We start from the raw sequence: 18888 nt of genomic DNA, 5'->3' as shown, positions 1-18888 counted from the left end.
TGGAGGATCACTGTAATGACCACGGAAAAAGTTAAGTACGGCGTCCATTCCGAAGCCGGCAAACTGCGCAAAGTCATGGTTTGCTCCCCCGGCCTGGCCCACCAGCGGCTGACCCCGAACAACTGCGACGAATTGCTGTTCGACGATGTGATCTGGGTCAACCAGGCCAAGCGCGACCACTTCGACTTCGTCACCAAGATGCGCGAGCGCGGCATCGAAGTCCTGGAAATGCACAACCTGCTGACCGAGACCATCCAGAACCCCGAAGCGCTGAAATGGATCCTGGATCGCAAGATCACCCCCGACACCGTCGGCGTCGGCCTGACCAACGAAGTGCGCAGCTGGCTCGAAGGCCTGGAGCCGCGCAAGCTCGCCGAGTTCCTGATCGGCGGCGTGGCCGGCGAGGACCTGCCGGACAGCGAAGGCGCCAGCGTGATCAAGATGTACCGCGACTACCTGGGCCACTCCAGCTTCCTGCTGCCGCCGCTGCCCAACACCCAGTTCACCCGCGACACCACCTGCTGGATCTACGGCGGCGTGACCCTCAACCCGATGTACTGGCCGGCCCGCCGCCAGGAAACCCTGCTGGCCACCGCCATCTACAAGTTCCACCCCGAGTTCGCCAACGCCGACTTCGAGGTCTGGTACGGCGACCCGGACAAGGACCACGGCCAGGCCACCCTGGAGGGCGGCGACGTCATGCCGATCGGCAACGGCGTGGTGCTGATCGGCATGGGCGAGCGCACCTCGCGCCAGGCCATCGGCCAACTGGCGCAGTCGCTGTTCGCCAAGGGCGCGGTGGAGAAGGTCGTGGTGGCCGGCCTGCCGAAATCCCGCGCGGCGATGCACCTGGACACCGTGTTCAGCTTCTGCGACCGCGACCTGGTGACGGTCTTCCCGGAAGTGGTCAAGGAAATCGTGCCGTTCGTCATCCGCCCCGACAGCAGCAAGCCTTACGGCATGGACGTGCGCCGCGAGAACAAATCGTTCATCGAAGTGGTGGCCGACGCCCTCAACCTCAAGCAGCTGCGCGTGGTCGAGACCGGCGGCAACAGCTTCGCCGCCGAGCGCGAGCAGTGGGACGACGGCAACAACGTGGTGGCGGTTGAACCGGGCGTGGTCATCGGCTACGACCGCAACACCTACACCAACACCCTGCTGCGCAAGGCCGGCATCGAGGTCATCACCATCAGCGCCGGCGAACTGGGCCGCGGACGCGGCGGCGGCCACTGCATGACCTGCCCGATCGTGCGCGACCCCATCGACTACTAAACGACCATTTTCCCGGCCGCCCCCACCCGGCGCGGCCGGGCCGATCACCGAATCCAAGGAGAATCATCATGGCGTTCAACATCCACAACCGTAACCTGCTCAGCCTGGAACACCACACGTCCCGCGAGCTGCGCTACCTGCTCGACCTGTCCCGCGACCTCAAGCGCGCCAAGTACACCGGCACCGAACAGCAGCACCTCAAGGGCAACAACATCGCCCTGATCTTCGAAAAGACCTCGACCCGCACCCGCTGCGCCTTCGAAGTCGCCGCCTACGACCAGGGCGCCAACGTCACCTACATCGACCCCAACTCCTCGCAGATCGGCCACAAGGAAAGCATGAAGGACACGGCCCGCGTGCTGGGCCGCATGTACGACGCCATCGAGTACCGCGGCTTCAAGCAGGAGATCGTCGAAGAACTGGCCAAGTTCGCCGGAGTGCCGGTGTTCAACGGCCTGACCGACGAATACCACCCGACCCAGATGATCGCCGACGTGCTGACCATGCGTGAGCACGCCGACAAGCCGATCCACGAAATCAGCTACGCCTACCTGGGCGACGCCCGCAACAACATGGGCAACTCGCTGCTGCTGATCGGCGCCAAGCTGGGCATGGACGTGCGCATCAGCGCGCCGAAAGCCCTGTGGCCCCATGACGACCTCGTGGCCCGCTGCAAGAAATACGCTGAAGAGAGCGGTGCGCGCATCACCCTGACCGAAGACCCGAAAGCGGCGGTCAAGGGCGTGGACTTCATCCACACCGACGTCTGGGTGTCGATGGGCGAGCCGGTGGAAGCCTGGGGCGAACGCATCCAGCAACTGCTGCCGTACCAGGTCAACGCCGAACTGATGAAGGCCTCCGGCAACCCGCGCACCAAGTTCATGCACTGCCTGCCGGCGTTCCACAACAGCGACACCAAGGTCGGCAAGCAGATCGCCGAGCAATACCCGCACCTGGCCAACGGCATCGAGGTGACCGACGACGTGTTCGAATCGCCGGCCTGCATCGCCTTCGAGCAAGCGGAAAACCGCATGCACACCATCAAGGCGATCCTGGTCTCGACCCTGGCCGACCTCTAAAGCCCGGCACCGGTCACTGTAGGAGCGAGCCTGCTCGCGATGGCGGCGGGTCAGACGACAAGGATGTCGACTGACCGGGCCTCATCGCCAGCAGGCTGGCTCCCACCGTTGACCGGGTCGTCTGCACTTTCCTTTTTCAGAAGGACCAACACCATGCGTATCGTCGTTGCTCTGGGCGGTAACGCCCTGCTCCGCCGGGGTGAACCCATGACTGCGGACAACCAGCGCGCCAACATCCGGATCGCCACCGAGCAGATCGCCAAGATCCATCCCGGCAACCAACTGGTCATCGCCCACGGCAATGGCCCGCAAGTGGGCCTGCTGTCGCTGCAGGCGGCGGCCTACACCTCGGTCACCCCTTACCCGCTGGACGTGCTCGGCGCCGAGACCGAAGGCATGATCGGCTACATCATCGAACAGGAACTGGGCAACCTGCTGGACTTCGAAGTGCCGTTCGCCACCCTGCTCACCCAGGTCGAGGTGGACGCCAAGGATCCGGCCTTCCAGAACCCCACCAAACCCATCGGCCCGGTCTACGGCAAGGCGGAGGCCGAGAAGCTCGCCGCCGAAAAAGGCTGGGCGATCGCCCCGGACGGCGACAAGTTCCGCCGCGTGGTGGCCAGCCCGCGGCCCAAGCGCATCTTCGAGATCCGCCCGATCAAGTGGCTGCTGGACAAGGGCAGCATCGTGATCTGCGCCGGCGGCGGCGGCATCCCGACCCTGTACGACGAAAACCGCAACCTCAAGGGCATCGAAGCGGTGATCGACAAGGACCTGTGCTCGTCGCTGCTGGCCGAACAGCTGGACGCCGACCTGCTGGTGATCGCCACCGACGTCAACGCCGCCTACATCGACTTCAACAAGCCGACCCAGAAGGCCATCGCCCAGGCCCACCCGGACGAACTGGAGCGCCTGGGCTTCGCCGCCGGCTCCATGGGGCCGAAGGTGCAGGCAGCCTGCGAATTCGCACGCCATACTGGCAAGGTCGCGGTGATCGGTTCGCTCTCGGACATCGAAGCCATCGTCCAGGGCACCGCCGGCACGCGGGTCAGCACCGCGAAACCCGGCATCACCTACCGATAAGAAAAAACGGCGGGGCAGATCGAGGGTCTGCCCTTCTCCCATGCCTTGAAAGGAGAGAACCATGGCCCAATTCGAACCCGGCCGTCTGCACATCGAGCGCCATGCGCTGGACAAGAACGACGTCAGCTACGACATCAGCCTGACCTACGAGGTCTTCCAGGATCCGCACAAAGGCAAGGGAATGCAGTTCAGGATGCACGGGACGATCCAGGGCAAGACAGTGGACGAGCCATTCTTCCTGCCCAAGGAAGAAGCCTACAACTTCGCCCGCAACGTGACGCAGATCGCCGAGAAGTACGGCATCCCCAAGGCGCTCAGCAGCATCGGCTCGATCCACAAGCACTACGACCTGATGTTCGAGGACGTGCGCCAGCAACTGAACATGAAGTCCGGCGACGCGGTGAACCCCGAGCATTTCGAATAACCCCGATCCCCCAATCCCTGTAGGAGCGAGCCTGCTCGCTCCTACAGGGACCGGCGTCGTCCCGACCGCTGCGACAGGTTTCACCATCCCCCCGCCCCAAGGCATACTTGCCACCCTCCGCACCGCAGAACACTGAACCGCCCCATGCGTATCCACGTCAGCTTCATCGACCGCGTCGGCATCACCCAGGAAGTCCTGGCCCTGCTCGGCGGGCGCAATCTCAACCTGGATGCGGTGGAGATGGTGCCGCCCAACGTCTACATCGACGCCCCGACCCTCAGCCCGCAAGTGCTCGAAGAGTTGAAAGACGCGCTGTTCCGGGTGCGCGGCGTGGAAGCCGTGGTCGTCGTCGACATCCTCCCCGGCCAGCGTCGGCATTTGCAGCTCGATGCGTTGCTCGCGGCGATGACCGACCCGGTGCTGGCGCTGGACAGCGCCGGCAAGGTGCTGCTGGCCAACCCGGCGCTGATCGCTTTGTACGGTCGCGAGCCGGCAGGCGAAAGCGTCTCGGAGCTGTTCAACGATCCGGGCCTGCTCGAAACCTTGCTCGAACAGGGTTTCCGCCTGCCGCTGCGGGAAATCACCGTCAATGGCCAGACCCTGCTGCTGGACGCCACGCCGATCACCGACGCCGGCGCCCTGCTGACCCTGTACCAACCCAACCGCATCGGCGAACAGCTCTCGGCGCTGCACCACGACCACGCCGAAGGCTTCGATGCGCTGCTGGGCGACTCCCCGGCCATCCGCACCCTCAAGACCCGGGCGCAGCGGGTGGCGGCACTCGATGCGCCGCTGCTGATCCAGGGCGAGACCGGCACCGGCAAGGAACTGGTGGCCCGGGCCTGCCACGCCATCAGCGCACGGCACAGCGCGCCGTTCCTGGCGCTCAACTGCGCGGCGCTGCCGGAGAACCTCGCCGAGAGCGAACTGTTCGGCTACGCCCCCGGCGCCTTCACCGGTGCCCAGCGCGGCGGCAAGCCGGGGCTGATGGAACTGGCCAACCAGGGCACGGTGTTCCTCGACGAGATCGGCGAGATGTCGCCGTACCTGCAAGCCAAGCTGCTGCGCTTCCTCAATGACGGCAGCTTCCGCCGGGTCGGCGGCGACCGCGAGGTGAAGGTCGATGTGCGGATCCTCAGCGCCACCCACCGCGACCTGGAGAAAATGGTCAGCGAAGGCCTGTTCCGCGAAGACCTGTTCTACCGCCTCAACGTGCTCAACGTCGAAGTGCCGCCGCTGCGCGAACGCGGCCAGGACATCCTGCTGCTGGCCCGCCACTTCATGCAGCAGGCCTGCGCGCAGATCCAGCGCCCGGTCTGCCGCCTGGCGCCCGGCACCTACCCGGCGCTGCTCGGCAACCGCTGGCCGGGCAACGTGCGGCAGCTGCAGAACGTGATCTTCCGCGCCGCCGCGATCTGCGAAAGCAGCCTGGTGGACATCGGCGACCTCGACATCGCCGGCACCTCGGTGGCGCGCCAGGCCGACACCGACGTCGACAGCCTCGAACAAGCCGTCGAAGCCTTCGAGAAATCCCTGCTCGAGACCCTCTACGTCAGCTACCCCTCGACCCGCCAACTGGCCAGCCGCCTGCAGACCTCCCACACGGCCATCGCCCACCGCCTGCGCAAGTACGGCATTCCCAACAAGCCCTGATACACCGCAAGCTCCCTGTGGGAGCGAGCCTGCTCGCGATGGCGTCGGGTCAGCCGACAATAACGTTGACTGGCACACCGCTGTCGCGAGCAGGCTCACGCCTACAGGAAATTCGCAATCCGCCCAAATGCGACCTCCAACTGTACTGAAAGCGCTACAGCGGAACGATATCGATACAGTCGCCTGCGACCACCGCCGCGCAAGGCTTTGATCCGGTTCAGCTTTTCTCCCCGCCCCCAGCTGTAGCGATTTCGCTACAGACAGTCGGTTCCAGGCTCTCCAAAGTCTAACTAAGTCATTGATTTACAACGACAAATCAACATTGGCCGCGTTCTTGCTAAGTACCCATCCATAAACAAGGGCTTTACCGCCCCAGCCTTCCACCGCGTCCACCGGACGAGTCCGGCCCCTAGGAGTTTCCATGAGCGAGTTGCGTTTCACTGAAGATCACGAATGGCTGCGCGCCGAAGCCGACGGCAGCGTCACGGTCGGCATCACCGCTTTCGCGCAGAACGCCCTGGGCGACGTGGTGTTCGTGCAACTGCCTGAATTGCAGGCCTACGACAAAGGCGCCGAAGCCGCCACCGTAGAGTCGGTCAAAGCCGCCAGCGGCGTGTACATGCCCCTCGACGGCGAAGTGCTGGAAACCAACCCGGCGCTGGAAGACAGCCCGGAACTGGTCAACGAAGACCCGCTGGGCGACGGCTGGTTCTTCCGCTTCAAGCCGAGCGACGCCAGCGCCGTCGGCAAACTGCTGGACCAGGACGCCTACGACCGTCTGATCAAAGCCCAAGCCGAAGCCTGAGGAGTAGCGACATGACCCAAGTAAACCTCGGCACCGCCAACGAATTCATCGCCCGTCACATCGGCCCCCGCGCCGGCGACGAGCAGGCCATGCTCAACAGCCTCGGCTTCGACTCCCTCGAGGCCCTGAGCGCCAGCGTCATCCCGGAAAGCATCAAGGGCACCAGCGTGCTGGGCCTGGACGACGGCCTGAGCGAAGCCCAGGCCCTGGCCGCGATCAAGGCCATCGCCGGCCAGAACCAACTGTTCAAGACCTACATCGGCCAGGGCTACTACAACTGCCACACGCCGTCGCCGATCCTGCGCAACCTGCTGGAGAACCCGGCCTGGTATACCGCCTACACCCCCTACCAGCCTGAGATCTCCCAGGGCCGCCTCGAAGCGCTGCTGAACTTCCAGACCCTGATCAGCGACCTCACCGGCCTGCCGATCGCCAACGCCTCCCTGCTCGACGAAGCCACCGCCGCCGCCGAAGCCATGACCTTCTGCAAGCGCCTGAGCAAGAACAAGGGCAGCCACCAGTTCTTCGCCTCGATCCACAGCCATCCGCAGACCCTCGACGTGCTGCGCACCCGTGCCGAGCCGCTGGGCATCGACGTGGTCGTGGGCGACGAGCGCGAACTGACCGACGTGACCCCGTTCTTCGGCGCCCTGCTGCAATACCCGGCGAGCAACGGCGACGTGTTCGACTACCGTGAGCTGACCGAACGCTTCCATGCCGCCAACGCTCTGGTGGCCGTGGCCGCCGACCTGCTGGCCCTGACCCTGCTGACCCCGCCGGGCGAGTTCGGCGCCGACGTGGCCATCGGCAGCGCCCAGCGCTTCGGCGTGCCGCTGGGCTTCGGCGGCCCGCATGCGGCGTACTTCTCCACCAAAGACGCGTTCAAGCGCGACATGCCGGGCCGCCTGGTCGGCGTGTCGGTCGACCGTTTCGGCAAGCCGGCCCTGCGCCTGGCCATGCAGACCCGCGAGCAGCACATCCGCCGCGAGAAGGCCACCTCAAACATCTGCACCGCCCAAGTGCTGCTGGCCAACATCGCCAGCATGTACGCCGTGTACCACGGCCCCAAAGGCCTGACCCAGATCGCCAACCGCGTGCACCGCCTGACCGCGATCCTCGCCCAAGGCTTGAGCGCCCTGGGCCTGAACGTCGAGCAGACGCACTTCTTCGACACCCTGACCCTGGCCACCGGCGCGCAGACCGCCGCATTGCACGACAAGGCCCGTGCCCAGCGGATCAACCTGCGCGTGGTCGATGCCCGGCGCCTGGGCCTGTCGGTGGACGAAACCACCACCCGGGCCGACATCGAGACCCTGTGGGCGCTGTTCGCCGACGGCAAGGCCCTGCCGGACTTCGCCGCCCTCGCCGCCTCGGCGCAAGACACCCTGCCGGCGGCGCTGGTGCGCCAGTCGCCGATCCTCAGCCACCCGGTGTTCAACCGCTACCACTCCGAAACCGAGCTGATGCGCTACCTGCGCAAGCTGGCGGACAAGGACCTGGCGCTCGACCGCACCATGATCCCGCTGGGCTCGTGCACCATGAAGCTCAACGCCGCCAGCGAAATGATCCCGGTGACCTGGGCCGAATTCGGCGCCCTGCACCCGTTCGCCCCGGCCGAGCAGAGCGCCGGCTACCAGCAGCTGACCTCTGAGCTGGAAGCGATGCTCTGCGCCGCCACCGGCTACGACGCGGTGTCGCTGCAGCCCAACGCCGGCTCCCAGGGCGAGTACGCCGGCCTGCTGGCGATCCGCGCCTACCACCAGAGCCGCGGCGACGACCGCCGTGACATCTGCCTGATCCCGTCATCCGCCCACGGCACCAACCCGGCCACCGCCCACATGGCCGGCATGCGCGTGGTGGTGACCGCGTGCGATGCCCGTGGCAACGTCGATATCGAAGACCTGCGCGCCAAGGCCATCGAGCACCGCGAGCACCTCGCCGCGCTGATGATCACCTACCCGTCGACCCACGGCGTGTTCGAGGAAGGCATCCGCGAAATCTGCGCGATCATTCACGACAACGGCGGCCAGGTGTACATCGACGGCGCCAACATGAACGCGATGGTCGGCCTCTGCGCCCCGGGCAAGTTCGGCGGCGACGTGTCGCACCTGAACCTGCACAAGACCTTCTGCATCCCCCACGGCGGCGGCGGCCCGGGCGTCGGCCCGATCGGCGTCAAGTCGCACCTGGCCCCGTTCCTGCCGGGCCACGCCGAGATGGCGCGCAAGGAAGGCGCGGTCTGCGCGGCGCCGTTCGGCAGCGCGAGCATCCTGCCGATCACCTGGATGTACATCCGCATGATGGGCGGCGCCGGCCTCAAGCGCGCCTCGCAGTTGGCGATCCTCAACGCCAACTACATCTCGCGCCGCCTCGAAGAGCACTACCCGGTGCTCTACACCGGCAGCAACGGCCTGGTGGCCCACGAATGCATCCTGGACCTGCGTCCGCTCAAGGACAGCAGCGGCATCAGCGTCGATGACGTCGCCAAGCGCCTGATCGACTTCGGCTTCCACGCCCCGACCATGTCGTTCCCGGTGGCCGGCACGCTGATGATCGAGCCGACCGAAAGCGAATCCAAGGAAGAGCTGGACCGCTTCTGCGACGCCATGATCCGCATCCGCGAAGAGATCCGCGCGGTGGAGAACGGCACCCTGGACAAGGACGACAACCCGCTCAAGAACGCCCCGCACACCGCAGCGGAGCTGGTCGGCGAGTGGACTCACCCCTACAGCCGCGAGCAGGCGGTGTACCCGGTGGCGTCGTTGGTCGAGGCCAAGTACTGGCCGCCGGTCGGCCGCGTCGACAACGTGTTCGGCGACCGCAATCTGGTCTGCGCCTGCCCGTCGATCGAAAGCTACGCTTAAAGCAGCCGCAAGCCTCTGGCTGCAAGCTACAAGTCAAAGGCCGACCGGCTCTTTCTTGCAGCTTGCAGCTAGAGGCTGCAACTTGCGGCTTGCGGCTTGCAGCTTGCAGCTTGCAGCTTGCAGCCAAAACTTTCCCGCTCTGCCCATAACAAGAAACCGGAGAACAACCATGTCGTTAAGCGTGTTCGACCTGTTCAAGATCGGCATCGGCCCCTCCAGCTCCCACACCGTCGGCCCGATGCGCGCCGCCGCGCGCTTCGTCGAGGGCCTGCGCCGGGAAAACCTGCTGGCCGCCACCGTCTGCGTGAAGGTCGAGCTGTACGGATCCCTCGGCGCCACCGGCAAGGGGCACGGCAGCGACAAGGCCGTGCTGCTGGGCCTTGAGGGCGAGCACCCGGATACCGTCGACACCGACACCGTCACCGCCCGCCTGGCCGGCATCCGCGCCAGCGGCCGCCTCAACCTGCTCGGCGAACACGACATCGCGTTCAACGAGAAAGAACACCTTGCGATGATCCGCAAGCCTCTGCCCTACCACCCCAACGGCATGATCTTTCGCGCGTTCGACGCCGCCGGCCTGCAGATCCGCAGCCGCGAGTACTACTCGGTGGGCGGCGGTTTCGTGGTCGACGAGGACGCCGCCGGGGCCGACCGCATCGTCGAAGACGCCACCGCGCTGACCTTCCCGTTCAAGACCGCCAAGGAACTGCTCGGCCACTGCGCCACCTACGGCCTGTCGATCAGCCAGGTGATGCTGACCAACGAAAGCGCCTGGCGCCCGGAAGCGGAAACCCGCGCCGGCCTGCTGAAGATCTGGCAGGTGATGCAGGACTGCGTGGCCGCCGGCTGCCGCAACGAAGGCATCCTGCCGGGCGGCCTGAAGGTCAAGCGCCGGGCGGCGGCGCTGCACCGGCAACTGTGCAAGAACCCGGAATCGTCCCTGCGCGATCCGCTGTCGGTGCTGGACTGGGTCAACCTCTACGCCCTGGCCGTCAACGAGGAAAACGCCTACGGCGGGCGGGTCGTCACCGCACCGACCAACGGCGCAGCCGGGATCATCCCGGCGGTGCTGCATTACTACATGCGCTTCATCCCCGGCGCCAATGACGACGGCGTCGTGCGTTTCCTCCTGACGGCGGCGGCCATCGGCATCCTGTACAAGGAGAACGCCTCGATCTCCGGCGCCGAAGTCGGCTGCCAGGGCGAAGTCGGCGTGGCCTGCTCGATGGCCGCCGGCGCCCTGTGCGAAGTCCTCGGCGGCAGCGTGCAGCAAGTGGAGAACGCCGCGGAGATCGGCATGGAGCACAACCTCGGCCTGACCTGCGACCCCATCGGCGGACTGGTGCAGGTGCCCTGCATCGAACGCAACGCCATGGGTTCGGTGAAAGCGATCAACGCCGTGCGGATGGCCATGCGCGGCGACGGGCAGCACTTCGTCTCCCTCGACAAAGTCATCCGCACCATGCGCCAGACCGGCGCCGACATGAAAAGCAAATACAAAGAGACCGCCCGCGGCGGTCTGGCAGTCAACATTATCGAATGCTGATGCCTGCGCATCGGCAGCAGCCCACCTTCCAAGGAGTTGAAGATGTCCACCGAACCACTGTCGAAAACCCCGCTCCACGCCCTGCACATTGAACTCGGCGCCCGCATGGTGCCGTTCGCCGGCTACGACATGCCGGTGCAGTACCCGCTGGGCGTGATGAAGGAGCACCAGCACACCCGTGAGCAGGCCGGTCTGTTCGATGTCTCGCACATGGGCCAGATCCGCCTGACCGGCGCCGGCGCCGCCAAGGCCCTGGAGAGCCTGGTGCCGGTGGACATCATCGACCTGCCGGTGGGCATGCAGCGCTACGCGATGTTCACCAACGAAACCGGCGGCATCCTGGACGACCTGATGGTGGCCAACCTGGGCAACGACGAACTGTTCCTGGTGGTCAACGCCGCCTGCAAGGATCAGGACCTGGCCCACCTGCAAAAGCACATCGGCGGCCAGTGCACCATTGAGGCGCTGTTCGAAGAGCGTGCGCTCCTCGCCCTGCAAGGCCCGGCGGCGGTGACCGTGCTGGCGCGCCTGGCGCCGGAGGTGGCGAAAATGACCTTCATGCAGTTCACCCGTGTGAAGCTGCTGGGCGTGGACTGCTTCGTCAGCCGTTCGGGCTACACCGGTGAGGACGGCTACGAAATCTCGGTGCCGGCCGCCGACGCGGAAAAGCTCGCCCGCGCCCTGCTGGCCGAACCGGAAGTCCAGGCCATCGGCCTCGGCGCCCGCGACTCGCTGCGCCTGGAAGCCGGCCTGTGCCTGTACGGCCACGACATGAACACCGACACCACCCCGATCGAAGCGAGCCTGCTGTGGGCCATCTCCAAGCCCCGCCGCGCCGACGGCGCAAGGGCCGGCGGCTTCCCCGGCGCGGACAACGTGTTCGCCCAGCAGCAGAGCGGCGTGGCGCGCAAACGCGTCGGCCTGCTGCCCCAGGAGCGCACGCCGGTGCGCGAAGGCGCGGAAATCGTCAATGAAGCCGGCGAGATCATCGGCAGCGTGTGCAGCGGCGGCTTCGGCCCGACCTTGGGCGGGCCGGTGGCGATGGGTTACCTCGACAGCGCCTATGTCACCCTCGACACGCCGGTCTGGGCCATCGTGCGTGGGAAAAAGGTGCCAATGCTTGTAAGCAAAATGCCATTTGTTCCACAACGCTACTATCGCGGCTGATTGACTGTTTCTATAAGTAACGCGATTGCGTTATGCGTGCACTAATGTGTAACGCAATCGCCATAAAACAGTGCATTGTTTTAACGTTCGATTCGAATATGAACTTGGCTTATAACGATCGAAAACAATTGAACAACGCAATCGTCTAAGCCTGCGCCCGCGAACCGGTAAGTGGCGGCAAGCTCAGGAAAACCGGGGGCTTCACAGGGCTTGTTTTTCCTCCCGTAGTTGGCGTAGAGTTTGCCCACTGTGTTTGCATGGGTCAGCTTGGAATCGTGACCTGGGCAGTAGCCTACAAGTTAGCTACATCCCGTTCGACGTCTTCTTACTCTCCTGCAACCAGCCCCAGTACTCTTTCATGAGAAAGAGACTGTCATCAATTTTTGCGTCAAAGGAAATAAGAAATGTCCACACGTCAGAGCGGCACCGTCAAGTGGTTTAACGACGAGAAAGGTTTTGGTTTTATCACTCCAGAAAGCGGTCCGGATCTGTTCGTGCATTTCCGCGCCATCCAGGGCAGCGGCTTCAAGAGCCTGAAAGAAGGCCAGAAAGTGACCTTCGTTGCCGTGCAAGGCCAGAAAGGCATGCAGGCTGATGAAGTCATCGCAGAAGGCTGATCTTCCGTAACGAAAAAGCCCCTGATATTGATATCAGGGGCTTTTTTGTGCGCGCGAATCCGTAAAATGGCGCTTCATTTTCCGTCCAGAGGCTGCCATGTCGAAACACCTGCTCTCCCCCCAGGGCGACTTTCCCGCCGTTGGCCTGGGCCGTCGCCTGGCAGCGATGTTCTATGACTTCCTGCTCTGCACCGCCCTGCTGATCGTCACCGGCGGCATCTACAAGATGATCCAGGCCGCCATCATCGGCGAAGAGCGTCTGCGGGTCATGACCGATGCCGGCCAGCTGGACGGCGATCCCCTCTATTCCACGGTGCTGCTGCTGGTGCTGTTCGGCTTCTTCGCCAAGTTCTGGACCCACGCCGGCCAGACCCTGGGCATGCAGGTATGGGGCATCCGCGTGCAGAACGCCGACGGCACCGCCATCACCCTGTGGCAGGCGCTGCTGCGCTTCATGGTGTCGATGGCGTCGTGGCTGTGCCTGGGGCTGGGGTTCTTCTGGTCGCTGTTCGACAAGCAAAAGCGCACCTGGCACGACATCTACTCCGACACCCGCGTGGTGCGGATCCCGAAAAAGGCCAAGTGATCCTTGGCGCAGAAACGACTGCAGGAGCGAGCCTGCTCGCGGTAACGGTATGTCAGTCAGATAATCCATCGACTGACGCACCGCCATCGCGAGCAGGCTCGCTCCTACAGCATGGGCGGCCGGAACTCAGGTTCAGGCGTTGCCGGCCAGTTTCATCCGCGCCGCCTGGGTGAAGTCCAGCATGCGCTTGAGCGGGCGGATCGCCTGCGGAATCAGCGCCGGGTCGACGAAGATCTCGCCGGTGCCCTCTTTAAGGCACTTGAGCGTGCGCTCAAGAGTGTTCATGGCCATCCACGGGCAATGCGCGCAGCTGCGGCATGCGGCGCCGTTACCGGCGGTAGGCGCCTCGATGAAGACCTTGTCCGGGCACACCTGCTGCATCTTGTAGAAGATGCCGCGGTCGGTGGCGACGATCAGGGTCTTGTGCGGCAGCGTCTTGGCCGCGGCGATCAACTGGCTGGTGGAACCGACGGCGTCCGCCAGCTCGATGACCGACGTCGGCGACTCAGGGTGCACCAGAATGGCCGCGTCCGGGTACAGCGCCTTCATGTCTTCGAGCTGCTTGGCCTTGAACTCTTCGTGGACGATGCAGGCGCCGTCCCACAGCAGCATGTCGGCGCCGGTCTGGCGCTGGATGTAGGTGCCCAGGTGCTTGTCCGGCCCCCAGATGATGGTCTCGCCGTTGTCCATCAGGCTCTCGACGATCTCCAGCGCGCAGCTGGACGTCACCACCCAGTCGGCCCGCGCCTTCACCGCCGCCGACGTGTTGGCGTACACCACCACGGTGCGCTCCGGATGCTGGTCGCAGAACGCCGAGAACTCATCCACCGGGCAACCCAGGTCCAACGAACAGGTGGCGTCCAGCGTCGGCATCAGCACGCGCTTTTCCGGGTTGAGGATCTTGGCGGTCTCGCCCATGAACTTCACGCCGGCCACCACCACGGTCTTGGCCGGGTGGGCATTGCCGAAGCGGGCCATCTCCAGGGAGTCGGACACGCAGCCACCGGTCTCTTCGGCCAGGGCCTGGATGACCGGATCGCAATAGAAGTGGGCAACCAGCACGGCGTCCTGAGCCTTGAGCTCGGCGGCGATGGCGGAACGGTAGTGGGCCTCTTCCTCGGCCGTCAGCGGCTTGGGCTGCTTGGCATCGAGGTGGGCTTGAACAAGAAGGCGTTCGGAAATCTGCGTCATGTTCGCAAGACCTGCAGGCGCATTCGCGCGAAAGTCGAGTATACACCCGGCTCCGGACCACTTGAGGGCACCGCCGGGAGAGTGAGTGTCATCAGGCACGGACAGCATTGAAGCTGCGCAAGGCTACAGAATATCCCGTTGATGCAAAAGATGATTCTGACCTGCGTCACGGCAGGGCGGCACCGGATCGGGCATGCCCGAATCGCAGGCAAAAAAAAATCCGGAAATCCTCACTTGCGTGGGCCTTCCAGACTTTTTGAAACATCGAAAATGGTGGGTCGTGTAGGATTCGAACCTACGACCAATTGGTTAAAAGCCAACTGCTCTACCAACTGAGCTAACGACCCGCTTCGTTGTGGCGCGTATAATACTGATTTTTAAGGACTATTCAACACCTAATTTGAAAAAAATCAAAAATAAGGTGTCGGGTCGCTGATTCCGGCCGCCGCGAAGCCGTCCGCACGCAACCGGCAGCTGTCGCATTTGCCGCAGGCGCGGCCCTCATCGTCAGCCTGATAGCAGGAAACGGTCAGCCCGTAGTTCACGCCCAGCTTCACGCCTGCCTGAACGATCTGTGCCTTGCTCAAGTTCTGCAGCGGGGCCTGGATGCGGAACCCGTTGCCTTCCACGCCAGCCTTGGTCGCGAGATTGGCCATGCGCTCGAACGATTCGATGAACTCGGGACGGCAGTCCGGGTAACCGGAATAGTCCACCGCGTTGACGCCGATGAAGATGTCCCGGGCCCCGAGCACTTCCGCCCACCCCAACGCCAACGACAGGAACACGGTGTTGCGCGCCGGCACGTAAGTCACCGGAATGCCCTCGCCCAGCTCCTCTGGAATGTCGATGCTGCTGTCGGTCAGGGCCGAACCGCCCATGCCGTTCAGGTTCAGACCGATCACCTTATGCTCGATCACGCCCAGATCACGAGCCACCCGAGCGGCAGCATGCAATTCGGCGTGGGAGCGCTGACCGTAGTCGAAGCTCATGGTGTAGCAGTTGTAGCCCTCTGCACGAGCCATCGCCACGACGGTCGCGGAATCCAGGCCACCCGACAGCAGGATGACCGCGCGTTTTTCAGTGGTGTTCAGTTGTTCAGTCATCTCAGCGCCCCGGCTCGTCGTTCCATAGATATTTGTGCAACTGCAACTGCAGGCGCACCGGCAGGTTGTCCGCCACGATCCAGTCCGCCAGATCCCGCGCGCTCAGGTCATGGTGGCTGGGGGAGAACAGCACTTCGCCGGCACGACGGTCAAGGCCGTACTGGATCAGCTTGGAGACCGCCCAGTCGTAGTCCTCCCGCGAACAGATGACGAATTTCACCTGGTCGTTGGGCGTCAGCAGTTCGATGTTTTCGTAGCGGTTGCGGTGGGCCTCTTTCGAGCCCGGCGTCTTCAGGTCCAGCACACGGCTGACCCGCGGATCGACGGCCGAAATGTCGAGGGCGCCGCTGGTTTCCAGCGAGACCTCGTAACCTTCGTCATACAATCGCTTGAGCAAAGGAATGGCATTGGGCTGCGCCAGGGGTTCGCCGCCCGTCACGCAGACATAGCGCGGACGGAAACCGGCCACCTGCTCGGCGATGTCGTCGAGGGTGCGCAGGGTGCCGCCGCTGAAGGCGTAGGCGCTGTCGCAGTACTGGCAACGCAGAGGGCATCCGGTCAGGCGCACGAAAACCGTGGGCAGCCCGGCAGTCCGCGTTTCCCCCTGCAACGAGTAGAAAACTTCGGTGATTCTCAATGTGTCTTGCATAGTCGCCACGGGCGTAACAGCTAAACAGGCTGTCCGCCTCCGTCAGGCACTTCAGGCCACCCCGCCAACGCGCAGATCGCCAGAAGCGTGTTTCATGAAAAAAGGGCGTGAATTCTAACGAAAAAACCCGCGACAGGCGCGGGTTTCTTCTGAACGGGTAACGCGTTCCCAGGCAGCGGCCTTACATGCGCTGCAGATCGCGTTGGGCCAGCTGAGCGGCGGACGTGCCCGGGTATTGGGCCACCACCTGCTGCAGAATGCCTTTGACCTTGTCGGTGTGACCCAGTCGGCGCTCCACGTCAGCCAGCTTGTACAGCGAGTCCGGCACTTTGGCGTGCTTGGGGTACAGCTGCGAAACCTTGGCGAACGCCTGACCTGCGCCTTGCAGGTCGCCCTTCGCCAGGTTCACTTCACCCAGCCAGTACTGGGCGTTGCCCGCGTACTGGCTGTTCGGGTACTTGCGCAGGAATGCGGCGAAGGCCTGGCTGGCCTTGTCGAAGTCCTTGGCCTTGATCAGGTCGAAAGCGGCATCGTAATACAGCTTTTCCTTGGCCGGATCACCGGGTTCGCTGCTGGCCGCAGGCGCCTGGGCAGCGGCCCCGGCACCCGTGGCAGCACCGGCGGCGGCACTTGCATCGCCGCCGGCGGAAGAATTCTCAGGAGTCGCGGCAGGTGCACCGCCGGATCCTATGCGCCGATCAAGATCCTGGTATCGCTCCAGGGATTCCTGCTTCATGCGCGCAACCTGATTCTGCAGTTCTTCGATCACGCCTTGCTGGCGCGAAATCTGATCCTGCATCTGTTGCAGTTGGTTGAACAGCATGCCTTGTGCCGAGGCAGGGGCCGTAGCCGCTCCCCCGGCATAGGCGCCGTTCGTACCGTAACCCGCAGGCGGATAACTGCTCCCGCTACTGTTGTAACCGGAGTTGTCATCGACCACAGGAACCGCAGCCCACGCCGCAAGCGGCGCGAGGCTGAGAGCCAGGACAGTTACAGCACGACGGCACGTTCGCATATCGAATTACTTACGCAGTTCGACGCGACGGTTTTGAGCCCAGGACTGCTCGTCGTTGCCGGTGGCAACTGGACGCTCTTCGCCGTAGGAAACCAGTTCCAGCTGAGCTGGGGAAACACCTTGCAGTACCAGGTAGCGCTGAACGGCTTTCGCACGACGCTCGCCCAGTGCCATGTTGTACTCACGAGTACCACGTTCGTCGGTGTTGCCTTCCAGAACAACGCGAGCGCCGTTTGCTTTCAGGTCTTTGGCGTGAACGTCCAGAGCGCGCATGGCTTCTGGCTTCAGGTCCGAGCTGTCGTATTCGAAGTAGAAGGTGGTGATTGCGCGCAGAGCAGCTTCTTCGCTCAGGGAACCGTCAACGGCGCCGGTGTTTGCACCGTAGCCAGCGTTTGGATCGACAGCGCCTTCACCGGCGTTGTCGCCGCCCTTGGACGAGCAACCTACAGCTACAGCCATGGCCAGAGCCAGCGCAGCAAATTTACCAAACTTCAGCATTTCCATCGTGAAACTCCTAATGAACCCCAGTGTGTTAAGTAAAACGTAAAGCGCCGCGTCAGTTCAGGTAAGGGGACCAGGACGGTTCTCTGACTTCGCCTTGAGCGGTAGGAAGCGGGAGCCTCACGCGTCCGTTAATGGACACGAGCATCAAGACTCCCCGGCCCTGCTGGCGGGTGGCGTAGATTACCATGGTGCCGTTGGGCGCAACAGTAGGCGACTCGTCCAGAGTGCTATCAGTGAGGATTTTTACGCTTCCGCGCTGAAGATCCTGGGCCGCCACTTTGAAATTGGTGAAACCGTCCTGACGATGGATCATCACCAGGGTCTTTTCGTCGGCCGACAGTTTCGGGTTGGCGTTGTAGTTGCCCACGAACGTCACGCGCTCGGCACCGCCGCCACCGGCGCTGGTCTTGTAGATCTGCGGCTTGCCGCCACGGTCGGAGGTGAAGTAAATGGTCGAGCCATCCTTGCCCCAGTACGGTTCGGTGTTGATGCCGGGACCTGCGGTCACGCGGGTGATCTGGCGCGAACCGAGGTTCATCACGTAGATGTCCGGGTTGCCGTCCTTGGACAGCACGAACGCCAGGCGATTGCCGTCAGGCGACCAGGCCGGCGCGCCGTTCAGGCCTTCGAAGTTGGTGATCTGCTCGCGGCGACCGGTGTCGATGTTCTGCACGAAGATCCGCGGACGCTTCTGCTCGAACGACACGTAGGCGATGCGCTTGCCGTCCGGGGCGAAACGCGGCGACAGGATCGGCTCGCGCGATTGCAGCAGGGTCACGGCGCGGGCGCCGTCGTAGTCCGAACGCTGCAGGGTGTAACGGGTGTTCTTCTCGGAGAAGCGTTCGGCCGTCACGTACAGCAGACGGGTCGAAAACGCACCCTTGATGCCGGTGAGCTTCTCGAACGACTGGTCGGAGATGTAGTGCGCCATGTCGCGCAGCTGCTCGGTGGTGCCGGAAACGCTGCCGTCGGCCACTTTCTGCTCGGTGGCGACGTTGAACAGCGCCCATTGCACCTGCAGGCGACCGCCCGCCGGAACGATGCTGCCGACCATCATGTACTGGGCGCCCACCGCCTTCCAGTCACGGAAGATGATTTCGCTCGGCTGGCTCGGCTGGCTGATCATGTTTTGCTTCGGAATCGGCGAGTAATAGCCCGAGTTGCGCAAATCGTTACCAATGATTTCAGCCATGTCGTCCGGAAGGACGGCACCGCCCTGGAAACCGAACGGCACGACGGCGATCGGGGTCGCCCGATCGCTGCCGCTGGTGACCAGAATGTTCTTTTCATCCGCCATCGCGATCCCTGCCATGCAGCAGACCGCGATCAG

17 protein-coding genes and 1 tRNA gene are annotated in these 18888 nt (G+C 63.9%); 11 read left to right on the top strand and 7 right to left on the bottom strand.

The window, feature by feature from the left end; translation table 11 throughout:
• Positions 1-15: 15 nt before the first annotated feature.
• From arcA to KVG96_RS03640, 11 genes are all read left to right on the top strand, one after another.
• Positions 16-1272, top strand: a complete 1257-nt coding sequence (gene arcA / locus KVG96_RS03690) for an arginine deiminase (protein WP_217890858.1) — start codon at positions 16-18, stop codon at positions 1270-1272.
• 68 nt (positions 1273-1340) lie between these two features.
• Positions 1341-2351 carry an ornithine carbamoyltransferase gene (locus KVG96_RS03685; protein ID WP_217890857.1) on the top strand — a complete coding sequence of 337 codons (1011 nt, stop codon included), beginning with the start codon at positions 1341-1343 and terminating at the stop codon, positions 2349-2351.
• 153 nt (positions 2352-2504) lie between these two features.
• Entirely contained in the window at positions 2505-3434 is a 930-nt protein-coding gene (arcC, locus tag KVG96_RS03680; RefSeq protein WP_217890856.1) for a carbamate kinase, read from the top strand.
• A 61-nt stretch (positions 3435-3495) separates the two neighbouring features.
• Entirely contained in the window at positions 3496-3858 is a 363-nt protein-coding gene (locus tag KVG96_RS03675) for a DUF5064 family protein (RefSeq protein ID WP_217890855.1), read from the top strand.
• A gap of 144 nt (positions 3859-4002) precedes the next feature.
• Positions 4003-5511 carry a transcriptional regulator GcsR gene (gcsR, locus tag KVG96_RS03670; RefSeq protein ID WP_217890854.1) on the top strand — a complete coding sequence of 503 codons (1509 nt, stop codon included), beginning with the start codon at positions 4003-4005 and terminating at the stop codon, positions 5509-5511.
• A gap of 421 nt (positions 5512-5932) precedes the next feature.
• Positions 5933-6316: a glycine cleavage system protein GcvH gene (gene gcvH / locus KVG96_RS03665; protein WP_217890853.1), complete on the top strand. Its 384-nt coding sequence runs from the start codon at positions 5933-5935 to the stop codon at positions 6314-6316.
• 11 nt (positions 6317-6327) lie between these two features.
• Positions 6328-9180: an aminomethyl-transferring glycine dehydrogenase gene (gene gcvP / locus KVG96_RS03660; RefSeq protein WP_217890852.1), complete on the top strand. Its 2853-nt coding sequence runs from the start codon at positions 6328-6330 to the stop codon at positions 9178-9180.
• Between the two features lie 169 nt (positions 9181-9349).
• Positions 9350-10726 carry an L-serine ammonia-lyase gene (locus tag KVG96_RS03655; RefSeq protein WP_217890851.1) on the top strand — a complete coding sequence of 459 codons (1377 nt, stop codon included), beginning with the start codon at positions 9350-9352 and terminating at the stop codon, positions 10724-10726.
• 42 nt (positions 10727-10768) lie between these two features.
• The gene (gene gcvT, locus KVG96_RS03650) at positions 10769-11893 is read left to right on the top strand and encodes a glycine cleavage system aminomethyltransferase GcvT (protein ID WP_217890850.1); all 1125 of its coding nucleotides are present in this window, start codon (positions 10769-10771) and stop codon (positions 11891-11893) included.
• Positions 11894-12297: 404 nt separating this feature from the next.
• Complete coding sequence (locus KVG96_RS03645; RefSeq protein ID WP_085580487.1) at positions 12298-12510, top strand: cold-shock protein; 213 nt, start codon at positions 12298-12300, stop codon at positions 12508-12510.
• A 97-nt stretch (positions 12511-12607) separates the two neighbouring features.
• Positions 12608-13096 (top strand): RDD family protein, encoded by a 489-nt coding sequence (locus KVG96_RS03640; protein ID WP_217890849.1) that lies wholly within the window; start codon positions 12608-12610, stop codon positions 13094-13096.
• Between the two features lie 132 nt (positions 13097-13228).
• On the opposite strand, the gene nadA is transcribed toward KVG96_RS03640, so the two are convergent.
• The 7 genes from nadA to tolB all read right to left on the bottom strand — a co-directional run bounded on the left by nadA (position 13229) and on the right by tolB (position 18870).
• Complete coding sequence (nadA, locus tag KVG96_RS03635; protein ID WP_085636610.1) at positions 13229-14287, bottom strand: quinolinate synthase NadA; 1059 nt, start codon at positions 14285-14287, stop codon at positions 13229-13231.
• A gap of 271 nt (positions 14288-14558) precedes the next feature.
• A tRNA-Lys gene (locus tag KVG96_RS03630) sits at positions 14559-14634 on the bottom strand.
• A 63-nt stretch (positions 14635-14697) separates the two neighbouring features.
• A complete protein-coding gene (gene queC, locus KVG96_RS03625) occupies positions 14698-15390 on the bottom strand; it encodes a 7-cyano-7-deazaguanine synthase QueC (RefSeq protein WP_217890848.1) in 693 nt (230 codons plus the stop codon).
• A gap of 1 nt (position 15391) precedes the next feature.
• The gene (gene queE / locus KVG96_RS03620) at positions 15392-16039 is read right to left on the bottom strand and encodes a 7-carboxy-7-deazaguanine synthase QueE (RefSeq protein WP_217890847.1); all 648 of its coding nucleotides are present in this window, start codon (positions 16037-16039) and stop codon (positions 15392-15394) included.
• A 181-nt stretch (positions 16040-16220) separates the two neighbouring features.
• Positions 16221-17054 carry a tol-pal system protein YbgF gene (ybgF, locus tag KVG96_RS03615; protein ID WP_217890846.1) on the bottom strand — a complete coding sequence of 278 codons (834 nt, stop codon included), beginning with the start codon at positions 17052-17054 and terminating at the stop codon, positions 16221-16223.
• Positions 17055-17060: 6 nt separating this feature from the next.
• The gene (pal, locus tag KVG96_RS03610; RefSeq protein ID WP_003178634.1) at positions 17061-17558 is read right to left on the bottom strand and encodes a peptidoglycan-associated lipoprotein Pal; all 498 of its coding nucleotides are present in this window, start codon (positions 17556-17558) and stop codon (positions 17061-17063) included.
• 52 nt (positions 17559-17610) lie between these two features.
• Positions 17611-18870 (bottom strand): Tol-Pal system beta propeller repeat protein TolB, encoded by a 1260-nt coding sequence (tolB, locus tag KVG96_RS03605; RefSeq protein ID WP_225927298.1) that lies wholly within the window; start codon positions 18868-18870, stop codon positions 17611-17613.
• Between the last annotated feature and the right edge of the window lie 18 nt (positions 18871-18888).

Source organism: Pseudomonas ekonensis (genome assembly GCF_019145435.1).
In the GTDB taxonomy this organism is placed as follows: Bacteria; Pseudomonadota; Gammaproteobacteria; order Pseudomonadales; family Pseudomonadaceae; genus Aquipseudomonas; species Aquipseudomonas ekonensis.
The sequence above is the reverse complement of the archived record's forward strand: the minus strand, read 5'-3'. Positions and strand labels throughout refer to the sequence as shown.

Coding starts and splice junctions, on each gene's coding strand:
- arcC (WP_217890856.1), top strand. CDS start 2,505: ATGCGTATCGTCGTTGCTCTGGGCGGTAACGCCCTGCTCCGCCGGGGT.
- KVG96_RS03685 (WP_217890857.1), top strand. CDS start 1,341: ATGGCGTTCAACATCCACAACCGTAACCTGCTCAGCCTGGAACACCAC.
- queC (WP_217890848.1), bottom strand. CDS start 15,390: ATGACTGAACAACTGAACACCACTGAAAAACGCGCGGTCATCCTGCTG.
- ybgF (WP_217890846.1), bottom strand. CDS start 17,054: ATGCGAACGTGCCGTCGTGCTGTAACTGTCCTGGCTCTCAGCCTCGCG.
- tolB (WP_225927298.1), bottom strand. CDS start 18,870: ATGGCAGGGATCGCGATGGCGGATGAAAAGAACATTCTGGTCACCAGC.
- KVG96_RS03645 (WP_085580487.1), top strand. CDS start 12,298: ATGTCCACACGTCAGAGCGGCACCGTCAAGTGGTTTAACGACGAGAAA.
- pal (WP_003178634.1), bottom strand. CDS start 17,558: ATGGAAATGCTGAAGTTTGGTAAATTTGCTGCGCTGGCTCTGGCCATG.
- nadA (WP_085636610.1), bottom strand. CDS start 14,287: ATGACGCAGATTTCCGAACGCCTTCTTGTTCAAGCCCACCTCGATGCC.
- arcA (WP_217890858.1), top strand. CDS start 16: ATGACCACGGAAAAAGTTAAGTACGGCGTCCATTCCGAAGCCGGCAAA.
- KVG96_RS03675 (WP_217890855.1), top strand. CDS start 3,496: ATGGCCCAATTCGAACCCGGCCGTCTGCACATCGAGCGCCATGCGCTG.
- queE (WP_217890847.1), bottom strand. CDS start 16,039: ATGCAAGACACATTGAGAATCACCGAAGTTTTCTACTCGTTGCAGGGG.
- KVG96_RS03655 (WP_217890851.1), top strand. CDS start 9,350: ATGTCGTTAAGCGTGTTCGACCTGTTCAAGATCGGCATCGGCCCCTCC.
- gcvP (WP_217890852.1), top strand. CDS start 6,328: ATGACCCAAGTAAACCTCGGCACCGCCAACGAATTCATCGCCCGTCAC.
- gcsR (WP_217890854.1), top strand. CDS start 4,003: ATGCGTATCCACGTCAGCTTCATCGACCGCGTCGGCATCACCCAGGAA.
- gcvT (WP_217890850.1), top strand. CDS start 10,769: ATGTCCACCGAACCACTGTCGAAAACCCCGCTCCACGCCCTGCACATT.
- gcvH (WP_217890853.1), top strand. CDS start 5,933: ATGAGCGAGTTGCGTTTCACTGAAGATCACGAATGGCTGCGCGCCGAA.
- KVG96_RS03640 (WP_217890849.1), top strand. CDS start 12,608: ATGTCGAAACACCTGCTCTCCCCCCAGGGCGACTTTCCCGCCGTTGGC.